The 24,308-nt window shown below is 69.8% G+C and carries 18 protein-coding genes; 8 read left to right on the plus strand and 10 right to left on the minus strand.

Annotated elements, in window-relative coordinates; all coding sequences use genetic code 11:
* Window positions 1-37: 37 nt before the first annotated feature.
* Window positions 38-1,021 (plus strand): 2-dehydropantoate 2-reductase, encoded by a 984-nt coding sequence (locus QNJ30_21960; protein MDJ0946122.1) that lies wholly within the window; start codon window positions 38-40, stop codon window positions 1,019-1,021.
* Between the two features lie 92 nt (window positions 1,022-1,113).
* Entirely contained in the window at window positions 1,114-1,680 is a 567-nt protein-coding gene (locus tag QNJ30_21965) for a hypothetical protein (GenBank protein ID MDJ0946123.1), read from the plus strand.
* 13 nt (window positions 1,681-1,693) lie between these two features.
* On the opposite strand, the gene QNJ30_21970 is transcribed toward QNJ30_21965, so the two are convergent.
* From QNJ30_21970 to QNJ30_21985, 4 genes are all read right to left on the minus strand, one after another.
* The gene (locus QNJ30_21970) at window positions 1,694-2,710 is read right to left on the minus strand and encodes a M48 family metallopeptidase (GenBank protein ID MDJ0946124.1); all 1,017 of its coding nucleotides are present in this window, start codon (window positions 2,708-2,710) and stop codon (window positions 1,694-1,696) included.
* 9 nt (window positions 2,711-2,719) lie between these two features.
* Window positions 2,720-3,283, minus strand: a complete 564-nt coding sequence (locus QNJ30_21975; protein MDJ0946125.1) for a LemA family protein — start codon at window positions 3,281-3,283, stop codon at window positions 2,720-2,722.
* Window positions 3,284-3,371: 88 nt separating this feature from the next.
* Window positions 3,372-6,134, minus strand: coding sequence for a hypothetical protein (locus QNJ30_21980; protein MDJ0946126.1), 2,763 nt, complete (start codon window positions 6,132-6,134; stop codon window positions 3,372-3,374).
* 87 nt (window positions 6,135-6,221) lie between these two features.
* Window positions 6,222-6,983: a DUF72 domain-containing protein gene (locus tag QNJ30_21985; protein MDJ0946127.1), complete on the minus strand. Its 762-nt coding sequence runs from the start codon at window positions 6,981-6,983 to the stop codon at window positions 6,222-6,224.
* 236 nt (window positions 6,984-7,219) lie between these two features.
* On the opposite strand from QNJ30_21985, the gene QNJ30_21990 reads away from it, so the two are divergent.
* Together QNJ30_21990 and QNJ30_21995 are read left to right on the plus strand one after the other, a co-directional pair.
* The gene (locus QNJ30_21990) at window positions 7,220-8,854 is read left to right on the plus strand and encodes a CHAD domain-containing protein (protein ID MDJ0946128.1); all 1,635 of its coding nucleotides are present in this window, start codon (window positions 7,220-7,222) and stop codon (window positions 8,852-8,854) included.
* A gap of 17 nt (window positions 8,855-8,871) precedes the next feature.
* Window positions 8,872-9,543, plus strand: a complete 672-nt coding sequence (locus QNJ30_21995; GenBank protein MDJ0946129.1) for a ParA family protein — start codon at window positions 8,872-8,874, stop codon at window positions 9,541-9,543.
* A 31-nt stretch (window positions 9,544-9,574) separates the two neighbouring features.
* Here QNJ30_21995 and QNJ30_22000 read toward each other — a convergent pair whose 3' ends face one another.
* Both QNJ30_22000 and QNJ30_22005 read right to left on the minus strand, forming a co-directional pair.
* Window positions 9,575-12,046 (minus strand): PAS domain S-box protein, encoded by a 2,472-nt coding sequence (locus QNJ30_22000; protein ID MDJ0946130.1) that lies wholly within the window; start codon window positions 12,044-12,046, stop codon window positions 9,575-9,577.
* Window positions 12,043-13,266: an ABC transporter substrate-binding protein gene (locus tag QNJ30_22005; protein ID MDJ0946131.1), complete on the minus strand. Its 1,224-nt coding sequence runs from the start codon at window positions 13,264-13,266 to the stop codon at window positions 12,043-12,045. Before QNJ30_22005 ends, QNJ30_22000 begins: the two co-directional genes overlap by 4 nt.
* Window positions 13,267-13,684: 418 nt before the next feature.
* Between QNJ30_22005 and QNJ30_22010 the strand changes: the two genes are divergently transcribed.
* From QNJ30_22010 to QNJ30_22020, 3 genes are read left to right on the plus strand one after another with little or no spacing between them, the layout of a single operon-like run.
* On the plus strand, window positions 13,685-15,634 hold the full coding sequence (locus tag QNJ30_22010; protein ID MDJ0946132.1) for a PrkA family serine protein kinase: 1,950 nt from the start codon (window positions 13,685-13,687) through the stop codon (window positions 15,632-15,634).
* Between the two features lie 52 nt (window positions 15,635-15,686).
* Window positions 15,687-16,997: a YeaH/YhbH family protein gene (locus tag QNJ30_22015; GenBank protein ID MDJ0946133.1), complete on the plus strand. Its 1,311-nt coding sequence runs from the start codon at window positions 15,687-15,689 to the stop codon at window positions 16,995-16,997.
* Between the two features lie 17 nt (window positions 16,998-17,014).
* Window positions 17,015-18,646, plus strand: coding sequence for a SpoVR family protein (locus tag QNJ30_22020; GenBank protein MDJ0946134.1), 1,632 nt, complete (start codon window positions 17,015-17,017; stop codon window positions 18,644-18,646).
* Between the two features lie 186 nt (window positions 18,647-18,832).
* On the opposite strand, the gene QNJ30_22025 is transcribed toward QNJ30_22020, so the two are convergent.
* Window positions 18,833-19,840, minus strand: coding sequence for an adenosine deaminase (locus QNJ30_22025; protein MDJ0946135.1), 1,008 nt, complete (start codon window positions 19,838-19,840; stop codon window positions 18,833-18,835).
* 96 nt (window positions 19,841-19,936) lie between these two features.
* Here QNJ30_22025 and hpt point away from each other — a divergent pair, with 96 nt between their 5' ends.
* Window positions 19,937-20,476, plus strand: coding sequence for a hypoxanthine phosphoribosyltransferase (gene hpt / locus QNJ30_22030; protein MDJ0946136.1), 540 nt, complete (start codon window positions 19,937-19,939; stop codon window positions 20,474-20,476).
* A 165-nt stretch (window positions 20,477-20,641) separates the two neighbouring features.
* On the opposite strand, the gene QNJ30_22035 is transcribed toward hpt, so the two are convergent.
* From QNJ30_22035 to QNJ30_22045, 3 genes are all read right to left on the minus strand, one after another.
* Complete coding sequence (locus QNJ30_22035; GenBank protein ID MDJ0946137.1) at window positions 20,642-21,055, minus strand: MAPEG family protein; 414 nt, start codon at window positions 21,053-21,055, stop codon at window positions 20,642-20,644.
* Between the two features lie 147 nt (window positions 21,056-21,202).
* Window positions 21,203-22,636: an amidase family protein gene (locus tag QNJ30_22040; GenBank protein ID MDJ0946138.1), complete on the minus strand. Its 1,434-nt coding sequence runs from the start codon at window positions 22,634-22,636 to the stop codon at window positions 21,203-21,205.
* A gap of 51 nt (window positions 22,637-22,687) precedes the next feature.
* Window positions 22,688-24,076 (minus strand): M20 family metallopeptidase, encoded by a 1,389-nt coding sequence (locus tag QNJ30_22045; protein ID MDJ0946139.1) that lies wholly within the window; start codon window positions 24,074-24,076, stop codon window positions 22,688-22,690.
* Window positions 24,077-24,308: the final 232 nt, after the last annotated feature.

The raw sequence follows: 24,308 nt of genomic DNA on the forward strand, positions 1-24,308 counted from the left end.
CCGACGGGCGCGGCCTTGGGAGGGGTGAGCGGAAGCCATGAAGATCTGCATCTACGGCGCCGGCGCGATCGGCGGCCACCTGGGCGCCGTCCTGGCCGGGGCCGGGGCCGAGGTCACCCTGATCGCCCGGGGCCCGCACCTCGAGGCGATCCGCGCGCGCGGCCTCAAGCTGATCACCGCCGAGGACGAGCGCGTCCTGCGCCTGCCCGCGACCGACGACCCGGCGGCGGCCGGGCCCCAGGACTACGTGATCCTGGCCCTCAAGGTCACCTCCCTGCCCGCGATCACCGGCGCCATCCAGCCCCTGCTGGGCCCGGAGACCGCCATCGTCTCGGCCCAGAACGGCCTGCCCTGGTGGTACTTCCACCGGCACGGCGGGCCGCTGGAGGGCCACCGCCTGACGAGCCTCGATCCCGAGGGCGCGCTCTGGCGCCACCTGCCGCCGGAGCGCTGCCTGGGCTGCGTGCTCTACGCCGCGGCGGAGATCACCGAACCCGGCGTGGTGACGGTCAGCCTGGCCCACCGCTTCCCCGTCGGCGAACCGGACGGCAGCCGCTCGCGCCGGGTCCGGGTCCTGGCCGAGGTCTTGGCCGCGGCCGGCCTCGACGCCCCGGTCCGCGCGCGGATCCGCGACGAGATCTGGACCAAGCTCCTGGGCAACCTGACCTTCAACCCGATCTCGGTCCTGACCCAGGGCACCATGTCGGGCCTGGCCCGGGATCCCGGCACCCGCGCTGTGATGCGCGACATGATGGTCGAGGCCATGCGGGTCGGCGAGGCCCTGGGCGTGCGCTTCGACATGGAGATCGAGGAGCGGCTGCGGGCGGGCGAGCGGATCGGCCCCTTCAAGACCTCAATGCTGCAGGACCTGGAGCGCGGCCGGCCCATGGAGATCGATGCCCTGGTCGGCGCGGTCGCCGAGATCGGCGACCTGCTGGAGATCGAGACCCCCCTGATCGACGCGGTCCGTGCCCTGACGATCCACCGCGCCCGCCTGGCCGGCTGCTATCCGCCGGCCTGAGGCCGCCTTCAGGCCTTCGTTAAGCCGGCCCTGCTAGACCTGGAACGACGGGAGCGATCCTCGTCGCCGATCCCTCGTCCGGGAGCCCTCGCATGACCGAACACCCCGCCCTCGAGGACGAGCTCGACTGGCTCGACCGGCATTCCGAGTGGGCCCGCTTCGGGGCCATCGCCGCCATGTTCACCGCCGCCCCGGCCGTGGGCTACCTCCTGGCCCTGGTCGCCGGCCCGGGATCGGACTTCGCCGTCGCCGCGGGGGCCATTGCCCTGCTGCTGACCCTGGGGCTCGGCTATGCCCTGTGGTCGAGCTACACCAAGGCGGTGCTGGTCCACGGCGTCTTCGGCGGCCTGATCGGCGCCGGCCTCCGCTTCCTCTTCTCGCGCGACCGGAAGGACCTGGAGAGCGCGAAGAAGAGTCTGGCCGAGGCCTTCACCGACCGCGAGCGGGCGCTGGAGATCAGCCGCAAGATCCGCGGCAAGGCGGCGGTCTTCCTCTGGCTCGGCCTCGGCTTCGGCCTCTGCGCCGGCCTGGTCGTCGCGATCGCCGGCAGCGCGCTGGGCTTCGGCGCCACCCTCGGCCTCTACGGCGCCAGCGGCGCGCTCTACGGCTTCGTCCTCAGCCGCCTCGGCCGCGCCGGCTACATCCTGATGCTGGAGTAGCGGGACCGCCCTCTCAGCCCAGGTTGCGCAGGCGGGCGATCCGCTCCGGCATCGGCGGGTGGGTCGAGAAGAGCGCGGTCGAGCGCTCGGAGAACTTGCGCAGGGGGTTGGCGATGAAGAGGTGCTGGACCGCCCGGTTGGCGCCCTCGAAGCGCTCGGCGCTGCCGTCGATTTTCTCCAGGGCGCCGATCAGGCCGAGCGGGCTGCGGGTCAGCTTCACCGCCGTGGCGTCGGCCAGGTACTCGCGCTCGCGCGAGATCGCCATCTGCACCAGCTTGGCGGCCAGCGGCGCCAGGATCGCCACCGCGAGAACCACCAGCATCACCAGCGCCACCGCCCCGCCGCCGCCTTTGCCGCGCCGGCGGGACCTGCCGATGCGGCCGTAGCGGAAGCCGCGGAACACGGTGTCCGTGACCAGGGCGATCAGGCCGACCACCACGCCGATGGCGGTGGCGTAGAGCACGTCGTTGTTGGCGATGTGGCTCATCTCGTGGGCGACCACGCCCTGAAGCTCGCGCCGCTGCAGCTTGTCCAGCAGGCCGCGGGTCACCGCGACCGCCGATTTCTCGGGCTTGAGGCCGGCGGCGAAGGCGTTGAGCGCCGGGGTCTCGATGACGAAGACCCGGGGCTTCGGCAGCCCGGCGGCGATCGCCATCTCCTCGACCACGTTGTGGAGCTGGGGCTCCGCTTCCTGCGTCACCTCCTCGGCACCGGTCATGCCCAGAAGGATGCGGTCGCCGAACAGCAGGGCGACCAGGATCCAGATCACGCTCAGGAGGGTCATGACCCCGGCGGCGCCGAGGCCCCAGGCGCTGGGCGCGATGAAGAGCTCCCAGGGCGAGAGCGCCGCGTCCCGGCCGGCCCCGCCGCGGTCGATGAACTCGGCCGCCCAGCCCAGCACGTAGCCGACGAGACCGCCGATCGACAGCATCACCAGGCAGAGCCAGAAGGTGTTGCGTTCGTTGCGCCGGATCGCCGCATAGAAGTCGGTGCGACTGAGGCCCACCGCGGCCGCGTCGGCGCTCGACATCGCCAAGTCCTAGCGCAGGTCGACGGCGACCGGCCCGGTCTCGGCCTCGGCGACCTCGAAGTAGCTCGCCCGCCGGAAGCCGAAGACGCCGGCGACCATGTTGCTGGGAAAGGACTCCACCGCGTTGTTCAGGCTCATGACCGAGTCGTTGTAGTGCTGGCGGGCGAAGGCGATGCGGTTCTCGGTCGTGGTCAGCTCTTCCTGCAGGCTCATGACGTTCTGGTTGGCCTTGAGGTCCGGATAGTTCTCGAAGACCGCGAAGAGCTTGCCCAGCGCGGCGCCCAGCATGCCCTCGGCCGCCATCGAGGCCTCGCGCGGGCCGTCGTGGGCGGCCATGGCCTTGGAGCGGGCCTCGACCACCTCGCGCAGGGTCTCCTGCTCGTAGTCCATGTAGTCCTTCACGACCTCGACCAGGTTGGGGATCAGGTCGTAGCGGCGCTTGAGCTGGACGTCGATCTGGCGCCAGGCGTTCTCGGACTGGTTCCGCTTCGCCACCAGGCCGTTGTAGAGCAGGATCACGGCACCGGCCAGGACGGCCAGCGCCACCAGGAGGACGATGAATTCGGTGGACATGGTCTTAAGCTCCATCGAGCTGCGAGGCCGCGGACTCGGCCAAGCCGTGCGCCGGGGTCCGGCGCCGGCGGCTTCGGCGACTCGAACCTCAGGTCTTGGAAAGTTCACCCCGTTCCGGCGCCCGGGGCAAGGCGCCAGCGTCCGCCGACGCCGCCGCGTCCTCCTCGCCGGCGCCGAAGTCGAAGAGATCGCCGCCGTCCATCTGGTGCAGCGCGAGCCGGACCGCGTCCTGGACCGCGTCGGGCACCGCCTCCTGGGCGCCGAGCCGCCGCCCGGCACCGGCCTCCCGCGCCTCGGCGAGCGGCGGCGCGGCCGCCGGGCTTTCCGTGACCCCGGCGCCGTAGGACAGCGGATCCGAAAAGAGCTCGATCGCGTCCAGGTCCTCGGCCGGCGCCTTGCCCTCCTCGAGCGGCGGCGGCGCATCGGCGCTTTCGGGCGGGGTGACCTCAGGCGCCGGCAGGGGCATCTCGGCCGGCTGGGTCAGCTCGAGCACCTCTTCCTCGTCGAGTACCGAGCGCGTGGCGGCCACGACTTCCTGGGCCTCCGCCACGGCCGCCGCGGCATCTTCCCCCGCGCCGCCGCGCGACGGCAGGATCCGGCTGCCGGCGCGCAGCACGCCGGCCATGGCCGAGCGCAGGATGCCGCCGCCGGACGCCGGCGCCTCGGTCTCCGAAAACGTCGCGGTCGTCCCGACCTCGGGGATCGCCGGCGGGGGCGCCGGGGCCTCGGACGAGAGCGTCGGCTCGGGCGAGTCCGGTGACGGCGCGTCTTCCACCAAGTCTTCGGGTGCCGGCGGCGGGTCCACCGTCTCGACCGGGGCCTCGATGGCGGCCTTGATGGCAGCCCCGTCCGGGATCTCGAGATCGGCCTCCGGGGCCTCGGACGGCGGCGCGGTCTCGGGACCCTCGAAGAGCTCCAGCGGCAGCGCCTCTTGCGTCGCCGGAGCGGCCGAGGGCGCCGCGGCCTGGGGAGCGGCCGGCAGCTCCAGGCCGGCCTGCGAGGCGAGTGCGGCGAAATCCGGAACCGTGACCTCGGGCAGGGCCGCCTCCCCCTCAGCTCCGTCCAGATCGGCCGGATCGGGCATCGAAGGCATCGTAGCCTCGGGCTCTAGGGGGTCGAGCGCCTCCACCGGGCCCGACGCGGGCCATGCCGGAAGCTCGGGCGGCCCGATGGCCGGCTCGGGCAAGGGCGGGTCGGGCAAGGGTGGCTCGGGCAAGGGTGGCTCGGGCAAGGGTGGCTCGGGGGCCGTCTCCGATGGGGGCTCCGCCGCCACGCCGGCCCAGGTCTCCGCCCAGGTCTGGACGCCGGCCCCGCTGTGCGCCGTCGCGGCCGGTTCAGGGATCGGTTCGGGGATCGGTTCGGGGATCGGCGCCACGACCGGCTCGGGCGTCGGCTCGGGCGTCGGGGCCACCGGCGGATCGGAGGGCCGGCCCGCCGGCCCCAGGGGGATGTCCGCCTTTGGCCTGCCCTCGGCGCCCGCGTCCGGGGATTCCGCCGGAGCGGCCGGCGCCGGCTCCATCGACGCATCGCAGGGGACCGCGCCCGGCACCACGGCGCCGGGCTCGACCTCGGCCGCGGGGACCGGCTCGGCCGCGCCCGAGGGAGGCTGCGGGCCGCTGCGGCGCAGCTCCGGCACGACGGTGGGGGCCGGCATCACCGCGGCGAAGGCCGTATGGTCCTGCGCGCGGGCCGCCTTCGGTGGCTCGGGGGGCTGCGGCTGGGGATCGGGCGGCGCCGCGGCCTCAGGCCTTACCGGCCCGGAGACGGCCGGCGGCGCGGTGGCCGTTTCCGGGGCAGAGCCAGCGTCCGGAACCAGGATCCCGGAAGCCCGAGGCTCCGGAGCCGGAGTCTCGGGAGACTGAAGTTCCGGCACCTGGAAGTCCGGCACCTCGAACTCCGGGACCGGGGGCGCCGGAACGACGGCCGCGGGGAGCGCAGTCGGCGCCGAAGGCTCGTCACGCCGGGGCGCGGGCGCCGGGCCTGCGCTCTCTGGCGCCGCCTCGAGAGTCTCGGAGGTTTCCGGCCTTGTGGCCTCAGCCGGCTCTTCCGCCTCGGGCAGGCCCGTTGCCCGCGCTTCGGCAGGCGGCGGGGTCGTCGCTTCGGCCTTGGCCGGGAAGTCGGGCAGGGCGGACGCAACCTTCTTCACCAGGTCGGCCGCAGAGCAGGGCTCCTCGGCAGGCGCCGCCGCGGGGGCCGGCGCCGATACCACGCCCTGGGCCTCCAGGTCCTGCAGGATCTCCTGGACCGGGAACTCGGGTTCCGGCGCCGCGCCGTGCGGCGCGGGCCTCGGCTCACTGGGTGCCGGCCCGGTCGCGATCCCCCCGGCCCGAGCCGGCGCCCGGGCCGAGCGGTCTCCGGCCGGTTCTCGCTGGGCCGGCTCTTTCCGGACTTGCTCGGGCTGGGCGGGGCAGGCCGCCAGGCCGTCGTCGCTGGGCAGCGCCGGCGCCTCGCCGAGCTCGGTCAGGGCCTGGGCCAAGTAGTCGCCCGGCAGCAGGCTGCCGTCGGGCATCAGCAGGTGCAGGGTCGGATGGGTCTCGGCGATGCCGACGAAGCCTTGGAACACAACCTCGCCGCCGTTGTCGAAGCACAGCACCATGTCGTCGCCGCGGCGCCCGAGCGCAGGCAGGCCGAGGTCGAAGCTGAGCTTGACGAAGAGCTGCGGGTAGATCGGGTAGACCTGCCTGCGCCCGGCCGGCGGCACCTCGACCCCGTAGAGGCTGAGGTGCGCCGCGGCCCCGGCTTCGGCCTCCGCCCTGCCGTCGGCGGAGACCCGGCCCGCCGCACGGCCCCCGGGGGCGGGCCCGGCAGCGGGCGCCGGCCCTTTCTCGGCGGGACTGAGTCCCTCTGCCATACCTGGCTCTCCGCTGGGCGTGAAGACTGAGAATCCGGGCCGCAGGCTAGGTCAAGGCCCTGAAAAATCCTTTAAGGCAAAGATCCCTTAAGGCTGGGCCGGATTAACCTTCGGAGGCGGCGCTTCGGCCAGCAACCGGTCCAGGCGCTGGGCGTTGCGCGGCGCCCAATCGGCCTCGTCGGTGTTATCGAAGAAGACATAGACGTCACGGCCCAGGGCCAGCTGCGCCCGCAGCCAGCCCGCCCAATCGGCCAGCTCCGCCTCGCCGTAGCAACCCCGATAGCGCGCCAAACGGCCGTGCAAGCGGACATAGGTGAAGTCTGCGGTCACCACCCGCGGCCCGCGCAGCTCGGCCAGCTCGAAGGGGCAGAAGGCGGCGCCGTGGGCTTCCAGGACGGCGTAGACCTCGGTGCAATGCCAGGAGGGATCGCGGAACTCGACGGCGACCCGCCGGCCGCGCGGCAGGCCGCCGAGGAAGGCATCCAGGCGCTGGGGATCGGCCCCGAAGCGCGGCGGCAGCTGAAACAGCACCGGTCCCAGCTTGTCCTCCAAAGCCTCGAGCCGCGCGAAGAAGGCGTCGAGCAACTCTCCGCAATCCCGCAGGCGCCGGAAGTGCGTGATCGCCCGCCAGGCCTTGGCGGCGAAGCGGAAGTCGGGCGGGGTCCGCGCCGCCCAGGTCTTGAGCTGGTCCTCCCGCGGCAGCCGATAGAAGCTGGCGTTAAGCTCGACGCAGCGCAGGACCCCGGCGTAGAAGCCCAGCCATTCGCCCGGCTTCAGGGCCTTCGGATAGAAGCCCTCCCGCCAGTTCCGGTAGCTCCACCCGGAGGTGCCGATCCAATGCCGCGCCATACGTGAGACGGCTCCACCCGATCCGGGGACCCGAAAGCCGAGACCGATAAGCAGAAATACAGTAGTCGATTCGCCTTCTAGAGGTCCCCGCTGCACGATTCGGATAGCTGTAATGGCCGATTTGTAATAGAAATGACAAATATGGCGGCGCTTCCTTGAGGCAGATCAATCCATTCACTAGCTACAGAGGCGAGAATGGAACCCGGCGCTGCGCACGGAGGGTTGGGGAGGCCCCTGTGTCGGAAACACACACATCATCGCTTCAGGCCGCCTCTGAAGGCGCGGGGCTTTCCGCTCCGTCGCGAACCCAGGACAAGAAGCCGAACCAGGAGGTCGAGCTCAAGCTGACCGCTGAGCGCGAACAGCTGAACGAAGCCTGGGCGAGCCGCCTGCTGGCGACCCGGGCCGGAGGCGAAGCGGTCCGCCAGCTTGAGACCGTCTACTACGACACCGCCGACCAGCGCCTGCGCCGCCGTGGGCTGGCCCTGAGGGTCCGGAAGGACGGATCGCGCTTCATCCAGACCGTGAAGACCGAGGCCAACGGCGCCGCCGGACTGATAACACGCGGCGAGTTCTCCTGCGCCGTGCCGTCGGCCAAGCCCGACCTGAAGCGGATCGAGGATCCGGAGTTGAAGCGGCACATGGGCCTGATCCTGGCGGCCGAGCTGGAGCCGGTCTTCACCACCCGGGTCGAGCGCCGGAGCCGCAAGCTGCGCCGCGGCGGACGCAACCTGCCCAAGGCCGTGATCGAAATCGCCCTGGACGATGGCGAGGTGGTCACCGAGTCCGGCCGGCGGCGCCTCGCCGAACTGGAGCTCGAGCTGCTCGAGGGCGCCCCCGAGGTGCTTTACGACCTGGCGCGCAAGCTGGTCGGCGAGACACCACTTGCCTTGCAGACGGTCACCAAGTCGGACTGGGGCTATGCCCTCGCCCGCGGCGAGACCCCGAAGTGGGTCCGGGCGGCCGACCCGGATTTCCCGGCGGACATCACCCTGGACCGCGCCCTGGACGGCATCTTCCGCAGCTGCATCCGCCATTGGCTGGCCAACCATGCGCCGGTCCTGGAAGACGACGACCCGGAAGGGGTGCATCAGCTCAGGGTCGCGCTGCGGCGCTTGAGGTCGGCGCTCTCGGTCTTCAAGTTGATTCTGCCGCCCGAGGACGCCGCCTGGATCAACCAGGAGGCGCGCTGGCTGATCCAGAGCCTGGGCCCGGCACGCGACTGGGACGTCTTCCTGACCGAGCTGATGCCGCCGCTGCAGGCGGCGCGGCCGGACAGCGGCGACCTCGCGGTCCTGACCGCCGCGGCCGAGGACGCCCGCAAGCTGGGCTACCAGCGCGCCCGCAAGGCGCTGCGCTCGGGACGCTATACCGCCTTCGTGCTGGACCTGGAGCGCTGGACCGAGGCCGGCGGCTGGCACGACGGCGACGGCAACGGCCGCTTCGAGGAGCCGCTCTCCGACTACGCCTGCCGGCTCCTGCGCAAGCGTCACAAGCGGGTCCTGAAGGAGGGTCGCGACTTCGAGCATCTATCCGACGAGAAGCGCCACGAGCTGCGTATCACCCTGAAGAAGCTGCGCTACACCTGCGAGTTCTTCGCCTCCCTCTATCCGAAGGACAAGACCCGGCCCTACGTCAGGGCCCTGAAGTCGCTGCAGGACGAGCTGGGCCACCTGAACGACGTGGTGGTCGCGGAGGACCTGCTCGACAGCCTCCACGGCGGCGGCGACGGCAGCAACACGGCCGCGCTCCGCGCCGCGGCCGGCATGGTGATCGGCTGGTACAGCAGCGCCATCGACGCCTCGCGCCCGGCGATGGTGCGGCGCTGGGACGAGTTCGCCGCAAGCGATCCCTTCTGGACCCGGGGCTGAGGGGGGCGGACGAGAGCATGATCTCCGTCCTGGTTGCTAACTCCAAGGGTGGCTGCGGCAAGACCACAATCGCGACCAACCTGGCCGCTGCCTTCGCCGCCGGGGGCCTGCCGACGGCCCTGGCCGACACCGACCGCCAGCGCTCCAGCCTCGGCTGGCTGGAGTCGCGCCCTGAGACGGCCGCATCGATCGCCGGTCTCGACTGGGTCAAGTCGATGAAGAAGCCGCCCAAGCGCACCGAGCGGCTGATCATCGATTCCCCCGCGGCCGTAACCGGCAAGGAGGCCAAGGAACTGGTGGCCATGGCCGACGTCATCGTCGTGCCGGTTCTGGCCTCGGCCTTCGACCAGGGCGCGACCCGCGAATTCCTGGACAAGGTCCGCGAGTTCAAGGCGATCCGCAAGAACCGCAAGCCGCTGGCCCTGGTCCGCAACCGGGTGCGCAGCGGCAGCCGCGCCGCCGCGCGCCTGGACATGTTCCTGATGGAGCTGGAGACCCGCGACGTCGGCTGGCTGCCGGACCGCGCGATCTACAACGAGATGGCCTGGCGCGGCATGAGCATCTTCGACCTCGACAGCCTGCAGGCCGAGACCTTGCAGCGGGACTGGGTCCCTCTGATCCGCTACATCGAGAACGAGGGCTTCGCCTTCGAGGACGGCCTCCTCGACGAGGGCGCCGTCCCCAACTAACGCCGCCGGCTTTCGGGCAACGCAGGCGCCGTCAGCCGCGGCTGCGCTGCGCCCGGGGTTCCGCGTCCAGAGCGGGTTGCTCCGCCTCCCTTTCCAAGCCGTCGGTCCAGGCGACCACCTCGTCGATGCGGGCCAGGGCTTCCGCGCCGGCGACTTCCGCGGCCCCGACCATCGGCCTGGCCTTGGCCGGCAGCCGGCCGGCCGCGCCCTGCCTTAGAAGCTGCAAGGCGCCGAGGATCGAGGCCAGCGCCGGCCGCAGCTCGCCGTCCAGGACGGCCTTCAGGTGGGCGCGGAGGCCGTCCAGCTCCCCCGCCCCGCTGACGTCGCGGATCACCCCGATGAAGAAGCGACGGCCGCCGAGAACGACCTCGCCGAGCGAGAGCTCGATCGGCAGGATCGAGCCGTCGCGCCGCTGCGCGGTCAGCTTGCGGATCGGCCCGGCCGGCTTGGCGTGGTCCTTGGACAGGTAGCGCCGGATATAGCCGTCGTGCTCGCTGCGGTAGGGCTCCGGCATCAGGACCTTGACGTTCTTGCCGAGCAGCTCCCGCGCCTCGTAGCCGAGCAGGCGTTCCGCGGCCGGGTTCAGGCGCTCGATCGTGCCGAGCCAGTCGATCATGACGATCGCGTCCTCGGCCATCTCGAAGATCGCTCGCGCCTGCGTCTCGCTCTCCCGGAACGAAGCCTCCACCGCCCGGCGCAGGCCGACCTCGCGGGCCAGCTCGGCGTTGGAGCGCTCCAGCTCCCGGGCCTGCTGCTGGAGGCGCGCCTCGCGACCCTTCAGCTCGGTGATGTCGGTGCGGATGCCGACGACGCCGCCGTCCTCGGTCCGCCGCTCCTCGATCCGCAGCCAGCGCCCGTCGCCCAGCTGCTGCTCCAGTGGCGCCCCGGGGTCCCGATGCAGGGCCATGCGCTCTCGGACGAAGTCCTCGACCCGGCCCAGGGCCTCGGCGTACTGGCCCCGCTCGGCACCATAGCGGATGATTTCCTCGAAGCGGGCGCCGGTTTCGATCGCCGCGGCGCACTCTGCGTAGATCTCCGCGTACTTGCTGTTGGAGACGACCAGACGGTCCTCGGCGTCGAAAAGCGCGAAGCCCTCCGATATCGACTCGATCGCGGTCCGCAGGCGGCGCTCGGCCTCGGCCTGATCGGTCTGCGCCTTCTTGAGGTCGGCGATGTCGAGGGCGACGTAGATGATCGCGTCCGGCTCGCCCTCCTCGCTGCCCAGGGGCGAGGCGGAGACCGCGATCGGCAGCCAAGCCCCCCGGCCGGCCAGGCAGACCGCCTCGAGAAACTGCACCCGCTCCTCGATCTTCGTCGGATCCAGCGCGGCGACTTCGCTGCCGGTCTGGCCGTCGCGCAGGACGTCGAGGATCTGGCGCCCGCGCAGCTCCGCCTCGGGCATCGCCAGCAGCTCCCGCGCCGCGCGGTTGGCCGCCCGGATCCGACCCTGCCGGTCGGTGACCAGCACCAGCTCTGCCATCGAGTTGAGGATGTTGTCGACCCGGTCGCGCGACATGGTGGTCTGCTCCAGGCGCGCGATCATGCCGTTGAAGGACTCCGCCAGGCGCTGGAACTCCCTGGACCGGAAGGACGAGACGCGGCGGCTGAGGTCGCCAGCGCGGCCGAAGCCCTGGATCTGGTCGATGAAGCCGAGCAGCGGGCGGGTCGCCAGCAGGGCGGCCAAGAGGATTCCCCCGACCAGGGCCAGGATGCTGACCACGATCGCGACCAGCATGATCTTCTCGACCTGATCGACGGTCTTGAAGGCCGAGGCCCGCTCGGCGACGGTGATCACCGAGACGCCGGCCTGGCGCGGCACCTGCGCTTCAGCCCGGACCCAGCCGCCGAGCGGGACATCGACGATCTCGTCCCATTGGTTCGTCAGCTCGGGGATCGACGAGAACAGCACGAAGCCGGATTCGTGCACGACGATGGTGTTCGTCATCGAGGACGCGGCGGCGAAGAAGCTTCCCAGGTTGCTGCCGAGGTACTCCACGACCAGGCTGCCCTCCGGCAGGCCCTCGTAGATCACTGGCACGGCGATGATCAGGCCCGAAGGTGCCAGCCTGATCGCATCCTGTCCCTCCATGACGCCGGGAAGCCAGTCCGCGCCCTGGTAGGAGATGTTGCGCCCGGTCGAGGCGATTGCCCGGCCCCGGTAGTCGGTCAGGGTGATGATCGCCCCCCTCGGCCCCGGCATGCGCAGGGACCGGAAGAAGGTGCCGAGGTAGCTCTCGCGCTGGATCGTGTCGACCAGGCTGTTGACCAAAAGGTCGTTGGCGGCGAGCACACGCGCGGCGTCTTGCAGGATCGCGATCTCGGTCGCGATGGCGTCGGCGCGGTGGTCCGCGTCGCGGCGCAGACCACCGCGGACCTCGTCCTCGACCGTCGCCCGGGTGATCTCGGCGGCGCCGTACCAGACCGCCAGGAGCAGCAGGATCGAAACCGGCAGGACTCGCCACAGGACCTGGCCGAGCAGGCCCCTGCGCGGCGCCGTCGTCATGGGGCCCCGATCGGGACGATGGCGCCCCGGGCGTCATAGCGGCAAAGGCGGAAGTCGCCGGCGTCCAGCGCGTCGTGGCGTTCCGGCGTGAAGGCCGGATCGTAGTCGCGCATCAGGCCCTCGTAGCGGCCGAGCCGCTCAAGGCTGCGGCGCACCGCCGCCCGCTCCGCGGTCCCGGCGCGCTCGATCGCGCGGCCGAGCAGCTGGACCAGGTCGTAGGCGTGGGCGGTCCCGACCGGCGAGATCACGTCGGCGGGCGAGCGGCAGCCGCCGAAGCGCCCGCAATAGGCCTCGTAGAGCCGCGCCGCGCGCGCGGGAAAGGGCGGATCGAAGAAGGAGAAGGTCTGCAGGAAGGACAGGTCGACCTTGCTCAGGTCCGCGCCGGCCTGGGTGAAGAAGTCGCCCCCTGTGATGCCCCAGTGCGAGATGATCGGCAGGCGCGCGGCCTCGGGCCGGCTTGCCACCTCGCGGACCGCGACCAGACCGTCGACCGGGTTGGCGACCAGCATGATGACCTCGGCGCCGGCGGCGCGCAGGGCGTCGACCTGCGCGCTCATGTCGCGCTCGCCGCTGTTGAACCAGGCGACGGCGGCCGGCTGCAGGCCCTGGCGGGCCAGGGCCTCGCGCATGGCGGTCTCGTTCGATCGGCCCCAGCCGGTACGCCAGAGCAGCAGACCCAGGCGCTCGAAGCCGCGGTCGCGGGCCGCCTTGACCAGGAAGCCGCCGGCGTGCTCGTCGCGGACCGAGACCCGGAACACGAAGTTGGGATCGTAGCCGTTGGAGACCACCGGCGTACCGGCGGCCCAGGGGCCGAGGTAGAGCAGGCCGTGGCGATGGATCGTCTCCAGCTCCGCCAGGGCGACCGGTGTGTGGATGCCGCCGACGACCGCGATCAGGTCCTCCATCGCGGCGAAGGCCTCGATGTTGTCGCGGCCGCGCGCCGGGGTGCCGCGGTGGTCGCGCACCACCAGCGAGAGCGGCCGGCCGAGCACGCCGCCCCGGGCGTTGATGTCCTCGATCGCCAGAACCAGGCCGCGGCGGATCGCCTCGCCGCTCTGGGCCGCGCCCTTCGACATATCGGCGTCGAGTCCGATCACGATGGGATCCGCCGTCGGATCGACGGCCGCGGATTGCGTCTCCGCCCGGGCCGATCCGACAGCCAGGCAGAGGGCCAGGGCGGCCGGCCCTGCGAAGGCGAGGTAAGCGCTTTTTCCTGTCACTTTGGGTATCTCGTTCCGTGGGCAGGTGGACCGGAGCAGGCCCCCCGGGGGTCGAGGGCAGACGCGCCCTCACGCCCTGTCAGCACGCCAAAAAGGCGTATATCGAAAGACATTTTTATCCATCGGAATTAAAAGACCCTGAAAGGGCTTCAGGCTTTCGAAATGGAAAAGTGCTAAGCTATTACGAATCGATTCGGCTCTTGTGCGGCGTGGTCGAGGTTACCACGTCCGCTGTGGGGCGAGGACGAAGCGCGCGGGGAAAAACGACGGAGTCGCCGCGTATAACAAACGACGATAGAGGGAACTAAAGGGGTCGGGAGCTTGGTTTCGACGGAGGCCAAGAATCTGTTAACCATATTGGTGCAAGGTTCTTTGGCGCCGTTGCAAGTCAACGTCAGCACTTGTGTGGGAGCCCACGATGACCGCCCTTGCCAAGGATGTTTTCGACCTCTTTTCCGAAGTCTACGACCGCGACAAGCAGGAGGACATGAGTCTTCAGGACTACCTGATGGCTTGTCGCGACGATCCGATGATGTACGCCACCGCCGCCGAGCGTATGATCGCGGCGATCGGCGAGCCCGAGGTGATCGACACCAGCGCGGATTCCCGCCTCGGCCGCATCTTCCTGAACCGGACGATCAAGGTCTATCCGGCCTTCAAGGACTTCTACGGCATGGAGGACACGATCCAGCGGATCGTGGGCTACTTCCAGTACGCGGCGCAGGGCCTGGAAGAGCGCAAGCAGATCCTCTACCTGCTGGGGCCCGTGGGCGGCGGCAAGTCCTCCCTGGCGGAGCGCCTGAAGAGCCTGATGGAGGCCTATCCGATCTACGTCCTCAAGGCCGGCGACGAGATCAGCCCAGTGCTGGAGTCGCCCCTCGGCCTCTTCGACCCGGAGAAGTTCGGCGATCTGCTTGAGAGCAAGTACGGCATCGCAGAGCGGCGCCTCAACGGCCTGATCTCGCCCTGGGCGACCAAGCGGCTGGACGAGTTCGACGGCGACATCTCCAAGTTCACGGTGACCCGGCTGATGCCCTCGCGGCTGCGCCGGATCGGCATCGCCAAGACCGAACCAGGCGACGAGAACAACCAGGACATCTCGGCGCTGGTCGGCAAGATCGACATCCGCAAGCTCGAGCACTACAGCCAGAACGACCCCGACGCCTACAGCTTCTCCGGCGGCCTGAACTGCACGACCCAGGGCATGCTGGAGTTCGTCGAGATGTTCAAGGCGCCGATCAAGGTGCTGCATCCGCTGCTGACCGCGACCCAGGAAGGCAACTACCTGGGGACCGAGAGCTTCGGCGCCTTCCCCTTCCAGGGCACCGTCCTGGCTCACTCCAACGAGGCCGAGTGGGAGCAGTTCAAGAACAACAAGAACAACGAGGCCTTCCTCGACCGGATCTGCGTGGTCAAGGTGCCCTACTGCCTCAGGGTCCACGAGGAAGCGAAGATCTACGACAAGCTCTTGCGAGAGAGCGAGCTGGGCGAAGCCTCCTGCGCGCCCGAGGTCCTGGACACGCTCAGCAAGTTCTGCGTCCTGACCCGCCTGCGCGAGCACGAGAACTCCTCGATCTTCTCCAAGATGCGGATCTACGACGGCGAGAACCTCAAGGACACCGATCCCAAGGCCAAGTCGGTCCAGGAGTACCGCGAGGTCGCTGGGGTCGACGAGGGCATGAACGGCGTCTCGACCCGCTTCGCCTTCAAGGTCCTGTCCGAGACCTTCAACTACGACACCGAGGAGGTCGCCGCCGATCCGGTGCACCTGATGTACATCCTCGAGCACTCGGTCAAGCGCGAGCAGTTCCCCAAGGAGACCGAGGAGCGCTACCTGGAGTTCATTAAATCCGAGTTGGCGCCGCGCTACGCCGAGTTCATCGGCCACGAGATCCAGAAGGCCTACCTGGAGTCCTATTCCGAGTACGGTCAGAACCTCTTTGACCGCTACATCGCCTACGCCGATGCCTGGATCGAAGAGCAGGACTACAAGGACCCGGACACCGGCCAGGTCTTCGACCGCGAGATCCTGGACGCCGAGCTGTCCAAGATCGAGAAGCCGGCCGGCATCGCCAACCCGAAGGACTTCCGCAACGAGGTGGTCAAGTTCTCGCTGCGCGCCCGGGCCAACAACAACGGCAAGAACCCGTCCTGGACCAGCTACGAGAAGATCCGCGAGGTCATCGAGAAGCGGATGTTCAGCCAGGTCGAGGACCTGCTGCCGGTGATCAGCTTCGGCACCAAGAAGGACAGCCAGACGGACAAGCAGCACACCGAGTTCGTCCACCGCATGACCTCGCGCGGCTACACCGAGCGGCAGGTCCGCCGGCTGGTCGAGTGGTACATGCGGGTCAACAAGGCCGGCTGACGCGGGCCGGGCCCCTGGCGCCAGGCCAAGGGGCCCTAGGAGGGCAGACGTCATGCGACACTTCATCGACAGGCGCCTGAATCCCAAGGACAAGAGCCTCGTCAACCGGCAGCGCTTCCTGCGCCGCGCCCGTGCGCAGATCAAGGACGCGGTCAACAAGTCGCTCAAGGACCGCAAGATCACCGATGTCGGCGGCGGGGAATCGGTCTCGATCCCGAGCAAGGGAATCCGCGAGCCCCGCCTGCGCCACGCTTCCAGCGGCGGCCGGCGCCAGCGGATCTTCCCGGGGAACAAGGAGTTCACCCCGGGCGACCGGATCAACAAGCCGCCCAGCGGCAAGGGCGAGGGCGGCAAGGAGGCCAGCGACAGCGGCGAGGGCGAGGACGAGTTCACCTTCGCCCTGACCCGCGAGGAGTTCCTCGACCTCTTCTTCGAGGATCTGGAACTGCCCGACCTGGTCAAGACCAACCTCAAGGAAACAACGGCCTACAAGCCGCAGCGCGCCGGCTACTCGGTCGACGGCACGACCACCAACATCAACGTGCTGCGCACCATGCGCCACAGCCTGGGCCGGCGCATCGCGCTCAAGCGCCCGGTGCTGGGTGACGTCGAGGGCCTGCAGGCGGAGGTCGACGAGCTGGAGACCAAGGACCACCTCGACGCCCGCGAGATGCGCCGCCTGATCGAACTCAAGGTCGAGCTGGAGAACGTCCAGCGGCGCTGGAAGGCGATTCCCTACATCGACCCGCTGGACATCCGCTACAACCGCTTCGAGCAGGTGCCGCAGCCCAAGACCAACGCGGTGATGTTCTGCCTGATGGACGTGTCGGGTTCCATGGGCCCGCGCGAGAAGGACCTCGCCAAGCGCTTCTTCATCCTGCTGCACCTCTTCCTCGAGCGCCGCTACGAACGCATCGACATCGTTTTCATCCGCCACACCCACAAGGCCTCCGAGGTCGACGAGGAGACCTTCTTCTACAGCCGCGAAACCGGCGGCACGGTGGTGTCCACCGCGCTGGTCGAGATGCGCAAGGTCCTGCGCGACCGCTATCCGGTCCAGGACTGGAACATCTACGCGGCCCAGGCCTCGGACGGCGACAACTTCGAGGACGACACCGGCTATTGCCTGGAACTCCTGGCCCAGGAGCTGCTGCCGGTCTGCCAGTACTTCGCTTACGTCGAGATCCTCGACGAGCGCGAGTTCCAGTTGTTCCAGAACTCGAACGGCGGCAAGACCCTGTGGCGCGGCTACCGCCGGCTGGCCGAGGCCTTCGAGAACTTCGAGACCAAGCGGATCTCCAAGCCGGGTGACATCTATCCGGTGTTCCGCGAGCTCTTCGCCAAGAACAAGGAAACGGCCTGACGGGCCGGGGAGCAGACATGGCTGCGGCAAGCAAGCGAAAGGCGGCGACGCCGAAGACGACGAAGCCGAAGGCCCCGAAGACGAAGGCCCCGAAACCCACGTCGGCACGAGGCCTTCTGTTCGACGGCTCGGAATGGACCTTTCAGAAGCTCGAGACGACCTACGCCGCGATCCAGGAGATCGCCGAGGAGGACCTCGGCCTCGAGGTCTATCCCAACCAGATCGAGATCATCTCCTCGGAGCAGATGCTGGATGCCTACTGCGCCATCGGCATGCCGCTGATGTACCAGCACTGGTCCTTCGGCAAGCGCTTCGTCCACGAGGAGACGATGTACCGCAAGGGCTTCCAGGGCCTGGCCTACGAGATCGTCATCAACTCCAACCCCTGCATCAGCTACTACATGGAAGAGAACACCATGGCGATGCAGACCCTGGTCCTGGCCCACGCCGCCTTCGGGCATAACCACTTCTTCAAGAACAACTACCTGTTCCAGCAGTGGACCGACGCCGAGGCGATCCTCGACTACCTGGAGTTCGCCAAGGGCTACATCGCCAAGTGCGAGGAGCGCCATGGCCTGGACGCCGTCGAGGAGGTGCTGGACGCCGCCCACGCCCTGATGGACCAGGGCGTCTTCCGCTACCGCCGGCAGAACTTCGTCACCGAGCGCCAGCGCCGGGAGCGCGCCGAAGCGCGCCAGGCCTACGAAGAGCAGACCTACAACGACCTCTGGCGCACCCTGCCCAAGCCGGCCGACAGCGAGGACCCCAGCGAGACCGAAAGGCTGCTGGCCGAGCGCAAGAAGCAGCTCAACCTGCCGGAAGAGAACCTGCTCTACTTCATCGAGAAGAACAGCCCGGCGCTCGAGCCCTGGCAGCGGGAGATGCTGCGCATCGTCCGGAACCTGGCGCAGTACTTCTACCCGCAGAAGCAGACCAAGGTGATGAACGAGGGCTGCGCGACCTTCGTGCACCACTACATCGTCAACGCGCTCTACGATCGCGGCCAGATCACCGAGGGCGCCCTGATGGAGGTGCTGCACAGCCACTCCAACGTGGTCTTCCAGCCGGACTTCGATGATCCCCGCTTCTCGGGCATCAACCCCTACGCCCTGGGCTTCGCGATGATGCAGGATATCGTGCGGATCTGCACGGAGCCCAGCGACGAGGACCGCGACTGGTTCCCCGAGATCGCCGGCTGCGACGACTGGCGCAGCGTCCTGCGCGACGCCTGGGCCAACTACCGGGACGAGTCCTTCATCCGGCAGTATCTCAGCCCGCGCCTGATCCGCGAGTTCAAGCTCTTCCTGCTGAACGACGATTCGCGCGACAAGTACTACGAGGTCGGCGCGATCCACGACGAGCGCGGCTACCGCGAGGTCCGCGACAAGCTGGCGGTGTCCTACGACATTTCGCAGAACGAACCCGACATTCAGGTCGTCGACGTCGACCTCAAGGGCGACCGCGAGCTCGTGCTCAAGCACAACGTGCGCGACGGCATCCCCCTGGACGAGCGCAACCGCGACGAGGTCCTGGCCCAGATCCGCCGGCTCTGGGGCTACGACGTCCGCCTCAGCGGCGTCGACGCGGACAGCGAGAAGACCCTCTACGAATCCCGCTCCGTCTCCCAGCGCGCCAAGAAGGAAGATTGAGGCGACCCCTCACCCGCTCGCTTCGCTCGCCACCCTCTCCCGCGGGGAGAGGGTATCCGCAATCCGCCGACAACGGGATCCCTCTCCCTCGGGGAGAGGGATGCGCAGGCTTGGCGACGCGCAGCCGAGCCTTAGCCGGAGCTGGGTGAGGGGAACAAAGCACCGGCCATAGACACCTATGGCCCCTCAGCCCCCTGCCACCGCGTCGACCTCCGCGACCAGCGCCCGCTTGGCTTCCGGCGCCAGGAACGACGCCTCGAAGGAGTTGCGCGCCAGGGCCGCCAGGTCCGCCCGGCTCAGGCCCAGGGCGTCCTGGACCGCGGCGTAGTTCTCGTTCACGTAGCCGCCGAAGTAGGCCGGGTCGTCGGAGTTGACCGTGACGAAGAGGCCCAGCTCCATCATCCGGCGCAGGGGGTGATCGGCCATGTCCTCGACCACGCAGAGCCGCAGGTTGGACAGCGGGCAGACGGTCAGCGGCACCCGCGCCGCGACCAGGCGTTCGACCAGGGCCGGGTCCTCCAGGCAGCGCACGCCGTGGTCGATGCGCTCGACCTCAAGCGCGTCCAGGGCGCCGCGCACGTAGTCGGCCGGCCCCTCCTCGCCGGCGTGGGCGACGAGCCGGAAGCCCTCGGCCCGGCTGCGCGCGAAGGCGCGCCGGAACTTCTCCGGCGGATGGCCCAGCTCCGAGGAGTCCAGTCCGATCCCGGCGATGCGGTCCCTGTAGGGCAGGGCCTGCTCCAGGGTCGCCAGGGCGGAGTCCTCGTCGAGGTGGCGCAGGAAGCAGAGGATCAGCCGGCTGGTCAGGCCCAGCTTCGCCTCGGCGTCGGCCAGGGCCCGGTGGATGCCGTCGATCACCGTGGCGAAGGCGACGCCCCGCTCGGTGTGGCCTTGGGGGTCGAAGAAGATCTCGGCGTGGCGGACGTTCTCGGCCGCCGCCGTCTCCAGGTAGGCCCAGGTCAGGTCGTAGAAGTCCTGCTCGCCCTGCAGCACGCCCATGCCCTGGTAGTAGAGGTCGAGGAAGTCCTGGAGGCTGCCGAAGTCGTAGGCGGCGCGCAGGGCCTCGACCGAGTCGTAGGGCAGGCCGATGCCGTTGCGTTCGGCCAGGGTCAGCATCAGCTCGGGCTCCAGGGTGCCTTCGATGTGGAGGTGCAGCTCCGCCTTGGGCAGGCTCCGGATGAAATCGCGATCGGCCATGCGGTGCTTCTCGTCCTTGTCTCTTGAGGGTGCCGGAGTGTAGCACTGAGGAGCGGCCTGGCTGGTTAAGAGATATTGTGGAATGAGGACAGGACCATGACGGCAGCCCCGGAGGACAGCCGGATCACCCCGCTCTTCGAGGCGGCGGCCATCTCCCGGCGGGTCTCCGAGCTCGCCGAGGAGATCGCGGCCAGGATCGAGGGCGACTTCGTCGTCGTCGGCCTGCTGAAGGGCAGCTTCGTCTTCGTCGCCGACCTGGTGCGGGCGCTGGACGCCCGGGGCCGCGGGCCGCGGATCGAGTTCCTGCGCCTCTCGAGCTACGGCCTGGCCAAGGAGAGTGCGGGCGAGGTCCACCTGATCGGCGACATCCCGACCGACATCGCCGGACAGAAGATCCTGCTGGTCGACGACATCGTCGACACCGGCCGCTCGCTCGCCTACGCCCGGGCGCTGATGGAGCAGCGCGGCATCGGGCCGCTCTGGACCTGTGCCCTGATCGACAAGCCGAGCCGGCGCGAGGTCGAGATCGCCGCCGACTTCGTCGGCTTCACGGTCGGCAACGTCTTCATCGCCGGCTACGGCATCGACTACGCCGAGCACTACCGCCACCTGCCCTACATCGGCGCGGTGGAGTAGGAGCCTCTCACCCACGGACGCCGGAGTGCCACCCCCACCCCAACCCTCCCCCATCAAGGGGGAGGGAGAAACGCACGCGGCAGCCTCGCTCTCGTTCCCTCCCCCCTTGTGGGGGAGGGTTAGGGTGGGGGGTATCAGCCCCAATAGGCCGGCGGTCTCTCCCCCTCAACTCATGATCGCCCAGAAGATCATCAGGTTGCCGATCCAGCCCACCGCGAAGGCTGCGGTGCGCAGCCAGGGGATGCCGGCGATGTGGACCACGGTCTGGACGATCCGGGCCCAGAAGAAGAGCCGCGCGCCGAGGACCGTCAGGTCGCTGGCCACCCCGGCGACGTGGGCGATCAGGACCAGGGCGGCGAAGGGCACCAGGTTTTCTACCAGGTTCATGTGTGCCCGGTGGCAGCGCTGCGCCCAGGCCGGCAGGTCGTCGTAGAATCCGGTCGGATAGCCGACCGCGCGGCTCAGGCCGCGGGTCCTGATCTCCGCGAGGACGTAGGGAATCCAGAGCAGCAGCGACAGCAGGGCCGCGTAGGCCAGGTAGCGCAGCTCGACGGTCAGCAGCAGCAGGTCCGAAGGCATCTTCCACTCCCGATGACAGTGCCCGGCGGCGCGGCGGTCGCGCACCAGCGGCGCAGTCTACCCGCCCGCGGCCGGGCCGCGGGCGGGCGTTTCTCGGGCCTGGACGGGCGCGCCTGCAGGGCCGGCGGTCCATCCCGCCCGGCCGCGTCAGGACCGCAGCGCGGCGAGATCCGGAACCGGCCGCGCCGTCTCGTCCTGGCCCGCCATGTGGCGCTCCAGGCTGGCCGCGATCCGCAGCAGGCCGGCGTCGTCCTGGCAGCGCCCGACGATCTGGATGCCGAAGGGCAGGCCGCGATGGTCGCGCCCGCAGGGCAGCACCACCACCGGATGCGTGGTCATGGTGATGCCGTAGGTGATCGCCAGCCAGCGCATGTAGGTGTCCATCGCCAGGCCGCTGATCTCAGTGACGTAGGGCTGCTCGTGCGGGAAGGGCGAGACCGCGCAGGCCGGGCAGATCAGGACGTCGATCTCGTCGTAAAGCGCGAGAAAACGGCGGTAGGCCTTGGTCTGCTCGGCGTGGGCCCAGGCGATGTCCGAGGCGGTGTAGACCAGGCCCCGCTCCAGGTTGTCGATCACGTTGGGACCGAGCTCGTCACGGTGCTTCTCGATTCGCTCGGCGTGCGCGGCCAGGAAGTTGACCCCGCGCAGGATCTCGAAGACCTCGTGCACCGGGCCGAGTTCCGGGTCGCGGGCCTCGCAGGCGGCGAAGGCCGGCGCCAGCCCGGACATGCGCTCCCGGAAGACGGCACGGATCTCGTCGTCGACCGGGGCGCAGCCCAGGTCCTCGGAGGTCGCGACCCTGAGGCTGGAGAGGTCGACCTCCGCCGAGAGTTCGCCCAGCTCGGGGTCCAGGGCCTGGGAGAAGGGGTCCCGCGGGTCCCAGTCGATCTGCGCGCGGAACAAGAGGGCGGTGTCGGCCAGGGTCCGGCCCATCGGGCCCTGGACCGGCAGCGGCGACCAGCCGACCGGCCGGTCCTCGTCCGGCACCAGGCCGGGCGAAGGCCGGTAGCCGACGATGCCGCAGAAGCCGGCCGGCGTGCGCAGGCTGCCGCCGAAGTCGGAGCCGGTCGCCAGCGGGACCATCCCGGTGGCCAGGGCGACCGCAGTGCCGCCGGAGGAACCGCCGCAGGTGAGCTCCGGGTCGAAGGGGTTGCCGGTGGCGCCGTAGACCTTGTTGCGGGTGTTGGCGCCGGCGCCGAACTCGGGCGTGTTGGTCTTGGCCAGCACGATGCCGCCGGCGGCGCGCAGAGCGGCCACCATGCGTTCGTCCGCCTCCGGCACATGATCCTTGTAGAGCAGCGAGCCGAAGGTGGTGCGCAGGCCCTCGGTCAGGTTGAGGTCCTTGATACCCAGGGGCAGGCCGTGCAGCGGCCCCAGGTCCTCGCCGTCCAGGACCGCCTTCTCGGCGGCCGCGGCCTCGGCCCGCGCCCGCGCCTCGCAGGTCGCGACCACGGCGTTGAGCGCCGGGTTCACCGCCGCGATCCGGGCCAGGCAGCCGTCCAGAAGCTCGACGGGCGATACCTCCTTGGTCCCGATCCGCCGCCGCAGCTCGACGGCGTCGAGGTCACAGAGCTCAGTCATGTCTATCCTCTTCTTTTCTTTTTGTCGTCGCTTTCGCGTCTTGTTTTTCTTCTATCCCGCGGGCGTACCTCCGGCGCCCAGGTCCCAGAACAGGCCGGTCATCAGCTGCAGCGCCTCCCGCGAGACCGGCTCGAGGATGTGCTCGTCCGGCGCATGCTGCGAACAGGAGGCATAGGAATGCGGCACCCAGATCGTCGGCAGGCCCAGCAGCTCGGCAAAGACGTCGTTGGGCAGCGAGCCGCCCAGATTGGGCAGCACCGCCACCGGCTTGCCCGAGGTCGACTCCAAGGAGGCGACGGCCCAGCGCGCCCAGGGGTGCTCCGGGTCCAGGCGGGTCGCGGCCATGGTGTCCTCGGCCGGGCTGATCGCAACCATCTCGAAGCCGCGCGCATCGAGGTGCCGGCGCAGCCCCGGCATGAAGCTCGCCGGATCGCTGGGCACCACGTAGCGCAGATGGCAATGCGCCGTGGCCCGCGGCGGAATGGCGTTGACCGGCTTCTCCGGGTTGCCGGTCTTGAAGGCCAGCACCTCGAAGGAATTCCAGGCGAAGACCCGCTCGGCCGGGGTCAGGCCCGGCTCGCCCCAGTCCGGGTCGACCTCGGGTCCGTCCGGGCCGCCGTCGATCTCGAGCCCGGCGACCGCGGCGCGCACCGAGTCGGGGATCGCCGGCGGCCGCCATTCCGGCACCAGGATCTCGCCCTTCGGGCCGGTCAGGCTGGCGATGGCCTGGGCCAGGATGATCCCCGGGTTGGCCAGGAGCCCGCCCCAGTTGCCGGAATGATGGCCGCCTGCGCGCAGCTCCACGGTCAGGTCGAAGTTGAAGACCCCGCGCGCGCCCATGAAGATCGTCGGCCGCTCGGGCGCGAGGCGCGGCCCGTCCGAGGCGATGAAGACGTCGGCCGCGAAGAGCTCCTTGTGGGCCGCGCAGAACTCGCGCAGGCCCGGCGAGCCGTTCTCCTCGCTGGTCTCGATCAGCAGGATGAGGTTGAAGCCGAGGCGCCCGCGCGCCTCCAGCACCGCCGCCAGGGCGGCCAGGTTGATGCTGTGCTGGCCCTTGTTGTCCGCGGTGCCGCGGCCGTACCAGCGTTCGCCGACCTTCGTCAGCTCCCAGGGGCTGAGGCCGTCCCGCCACTGCGCATCGTAGCCGCGCACCACGTCGCCGTGGCCGTAGCTCATCACCCTCGGCAGGCCCTCGGCCTCCTGCCGCGTCGCGACCAGGAAGGGCCCGCCCCGGGCGACGGGATTGTCGAAGATCCGGCAGGCGAAGCCGAGCGGCTCCAGGCAGGGCTGCAGCTCGTCCGTCAGGTAGCGGTAGAGCTCCGGCTTTTGGCCCGGTTCCTGGCTCTCGGTGTGGATCGCCACGCGACGCGCCAGCTCGGCGAAGAAGCCGCCGTCGTCGAAATAGCTGGTGACGCGCTCGATGGCGCTGGCACGGCTCACCGCGGCCTCCCGTCGCTAACTGCTCCTAAAGGCCCGGACGTCACGCTGCATGGGGTCGCAGCGCCGGGGTGTTTGGCGCGCTCAGTCTAGCACCGAATGCCGGCCGAGATCCTGCAATGATGCACCCCTACCTGCGCCCGCGCAGCGCTGCCGGGGCGGCGCGGGCCGGCGGGGCCCGACACGCGGCGGCCGAGGCGCTCTCCAGGCCGCCGCGCGGGATCCCGCTTCGCTT

Source organism: Kiloniellales bacterium (assembly GCA_030066685.1).
Classification (GTDB): Bacteria; Pseudomonadota; Alphaproteobacteria; order Kiloniellales; family JAKSBE01; genus JAKSBE01.

Bases quoted from the DNA above. Each gene is read 5' to 3' on its own strand.
- QNJ30_21985 (MDJ0946127.1), bottom strand. From the start codon at position 6,983: ATGGCGCGGCATTGGATCGGCACCTCCGGGTGGAGCTACCGGAACTGG.
- QNJ30_21960 (MDJ0946122.1), top strand. From the start codon at position 38: ATGAAGATCTGCATCTACGGCGCCGGCGCGATCGGCGGCCACCTGGGC.
- QNJ30_22015 (MDJ0946133.1), top strand. From the start codon at position 15,687: ATGCGACACTTCATCGACAGGCGCCTGAATCCCAAGGACAAGAGCCTC.
- QNJ30_21995 (MDJ0946129.1), top strand. From the start codon at position 8,872: ATGATCTCCGTCCTGGTTGCTAACTCCAAGGGTGGCTGCGGCAAGACC.
- hpt (MDJ0946136.1), top strand. From the start codon at position 19,937: ATGACGGCAGCCCCGGAGGACAGCCGGATCACCCCGCTCTTCGAGGCG.
- QNJ30_22040 (MDJ0946138.1), bottom strand. From the start codon at position 22,636: ATGACTGAGCTCTGTGACCTCGACGCCGTCGAGCTGCGGCGGCGGATC.
- QNJ30_22025 (MDJ0946135.1), bottom strand. From the start codon at position 19,840: ATGGCCGATCGCGATTTCATCCGGAGCCTGCCCAAGGCGGAGCTGCAC.
- QNJ30_22010 (MDJ0946132.1), top strand. From the start codon at position 13,685: ATGACCGCCCTTGCCAAGGATGTTTTCGACCTCTTTTCCGAAGTCTAC.
- QNJ30_22035 (MDJ0946137.1), bottom strand. From the start codon at position 21,055: ATGCCTTCGGACCTGCTGCTGCTGACCGTCGAGCTGCGCTACCTGGCC.
- QNJ30_22000 (MDJ0946130.1), bottom strand. From the start codon at position 12,046: ATGACGACGGCGCCGCGCAGGGGCCTGCTCGGCCAGGTCCTGTGGCGA.
- QNJ30_21965 (MDJ0946123.1), top strand. From the start codon at position 1,114: ATGACCGAACACCCCGCCCTCGAGGACGAGCTCGACTGGCTCGACCGG.
- QNJ30_22020 (MDJ0946134.1), top strand. From the start codon at position 17,015: ATGGCTGCGGCAAGCAAGCGAAAGGCGGCGACGCCGAAGACGACGAAG.
- QNJ30_21980 (MDJ0946126.1), bottom strand. From the start codon at position 6,134: ATGGCAGAGGGACTCAGTCCCGCCGAGAAAGGGCCGGCGCCCGCTGCC.
- QNJ30_21975 (MDJ0946125.1), bottom strand. From the start codon at position 3,283: ATGTCCACCGAATTCATCGTCCTCCTGGTGGCGCTGGCCGTCCTGGCC.
- QNJ30_21970 (MDJ0946124.1), bottom strand. From the start codon at position 2,710: ATGTCGAGCGCCGACGCGGCCGCGGTGGGCCTCAGTCGCACCGACTTC.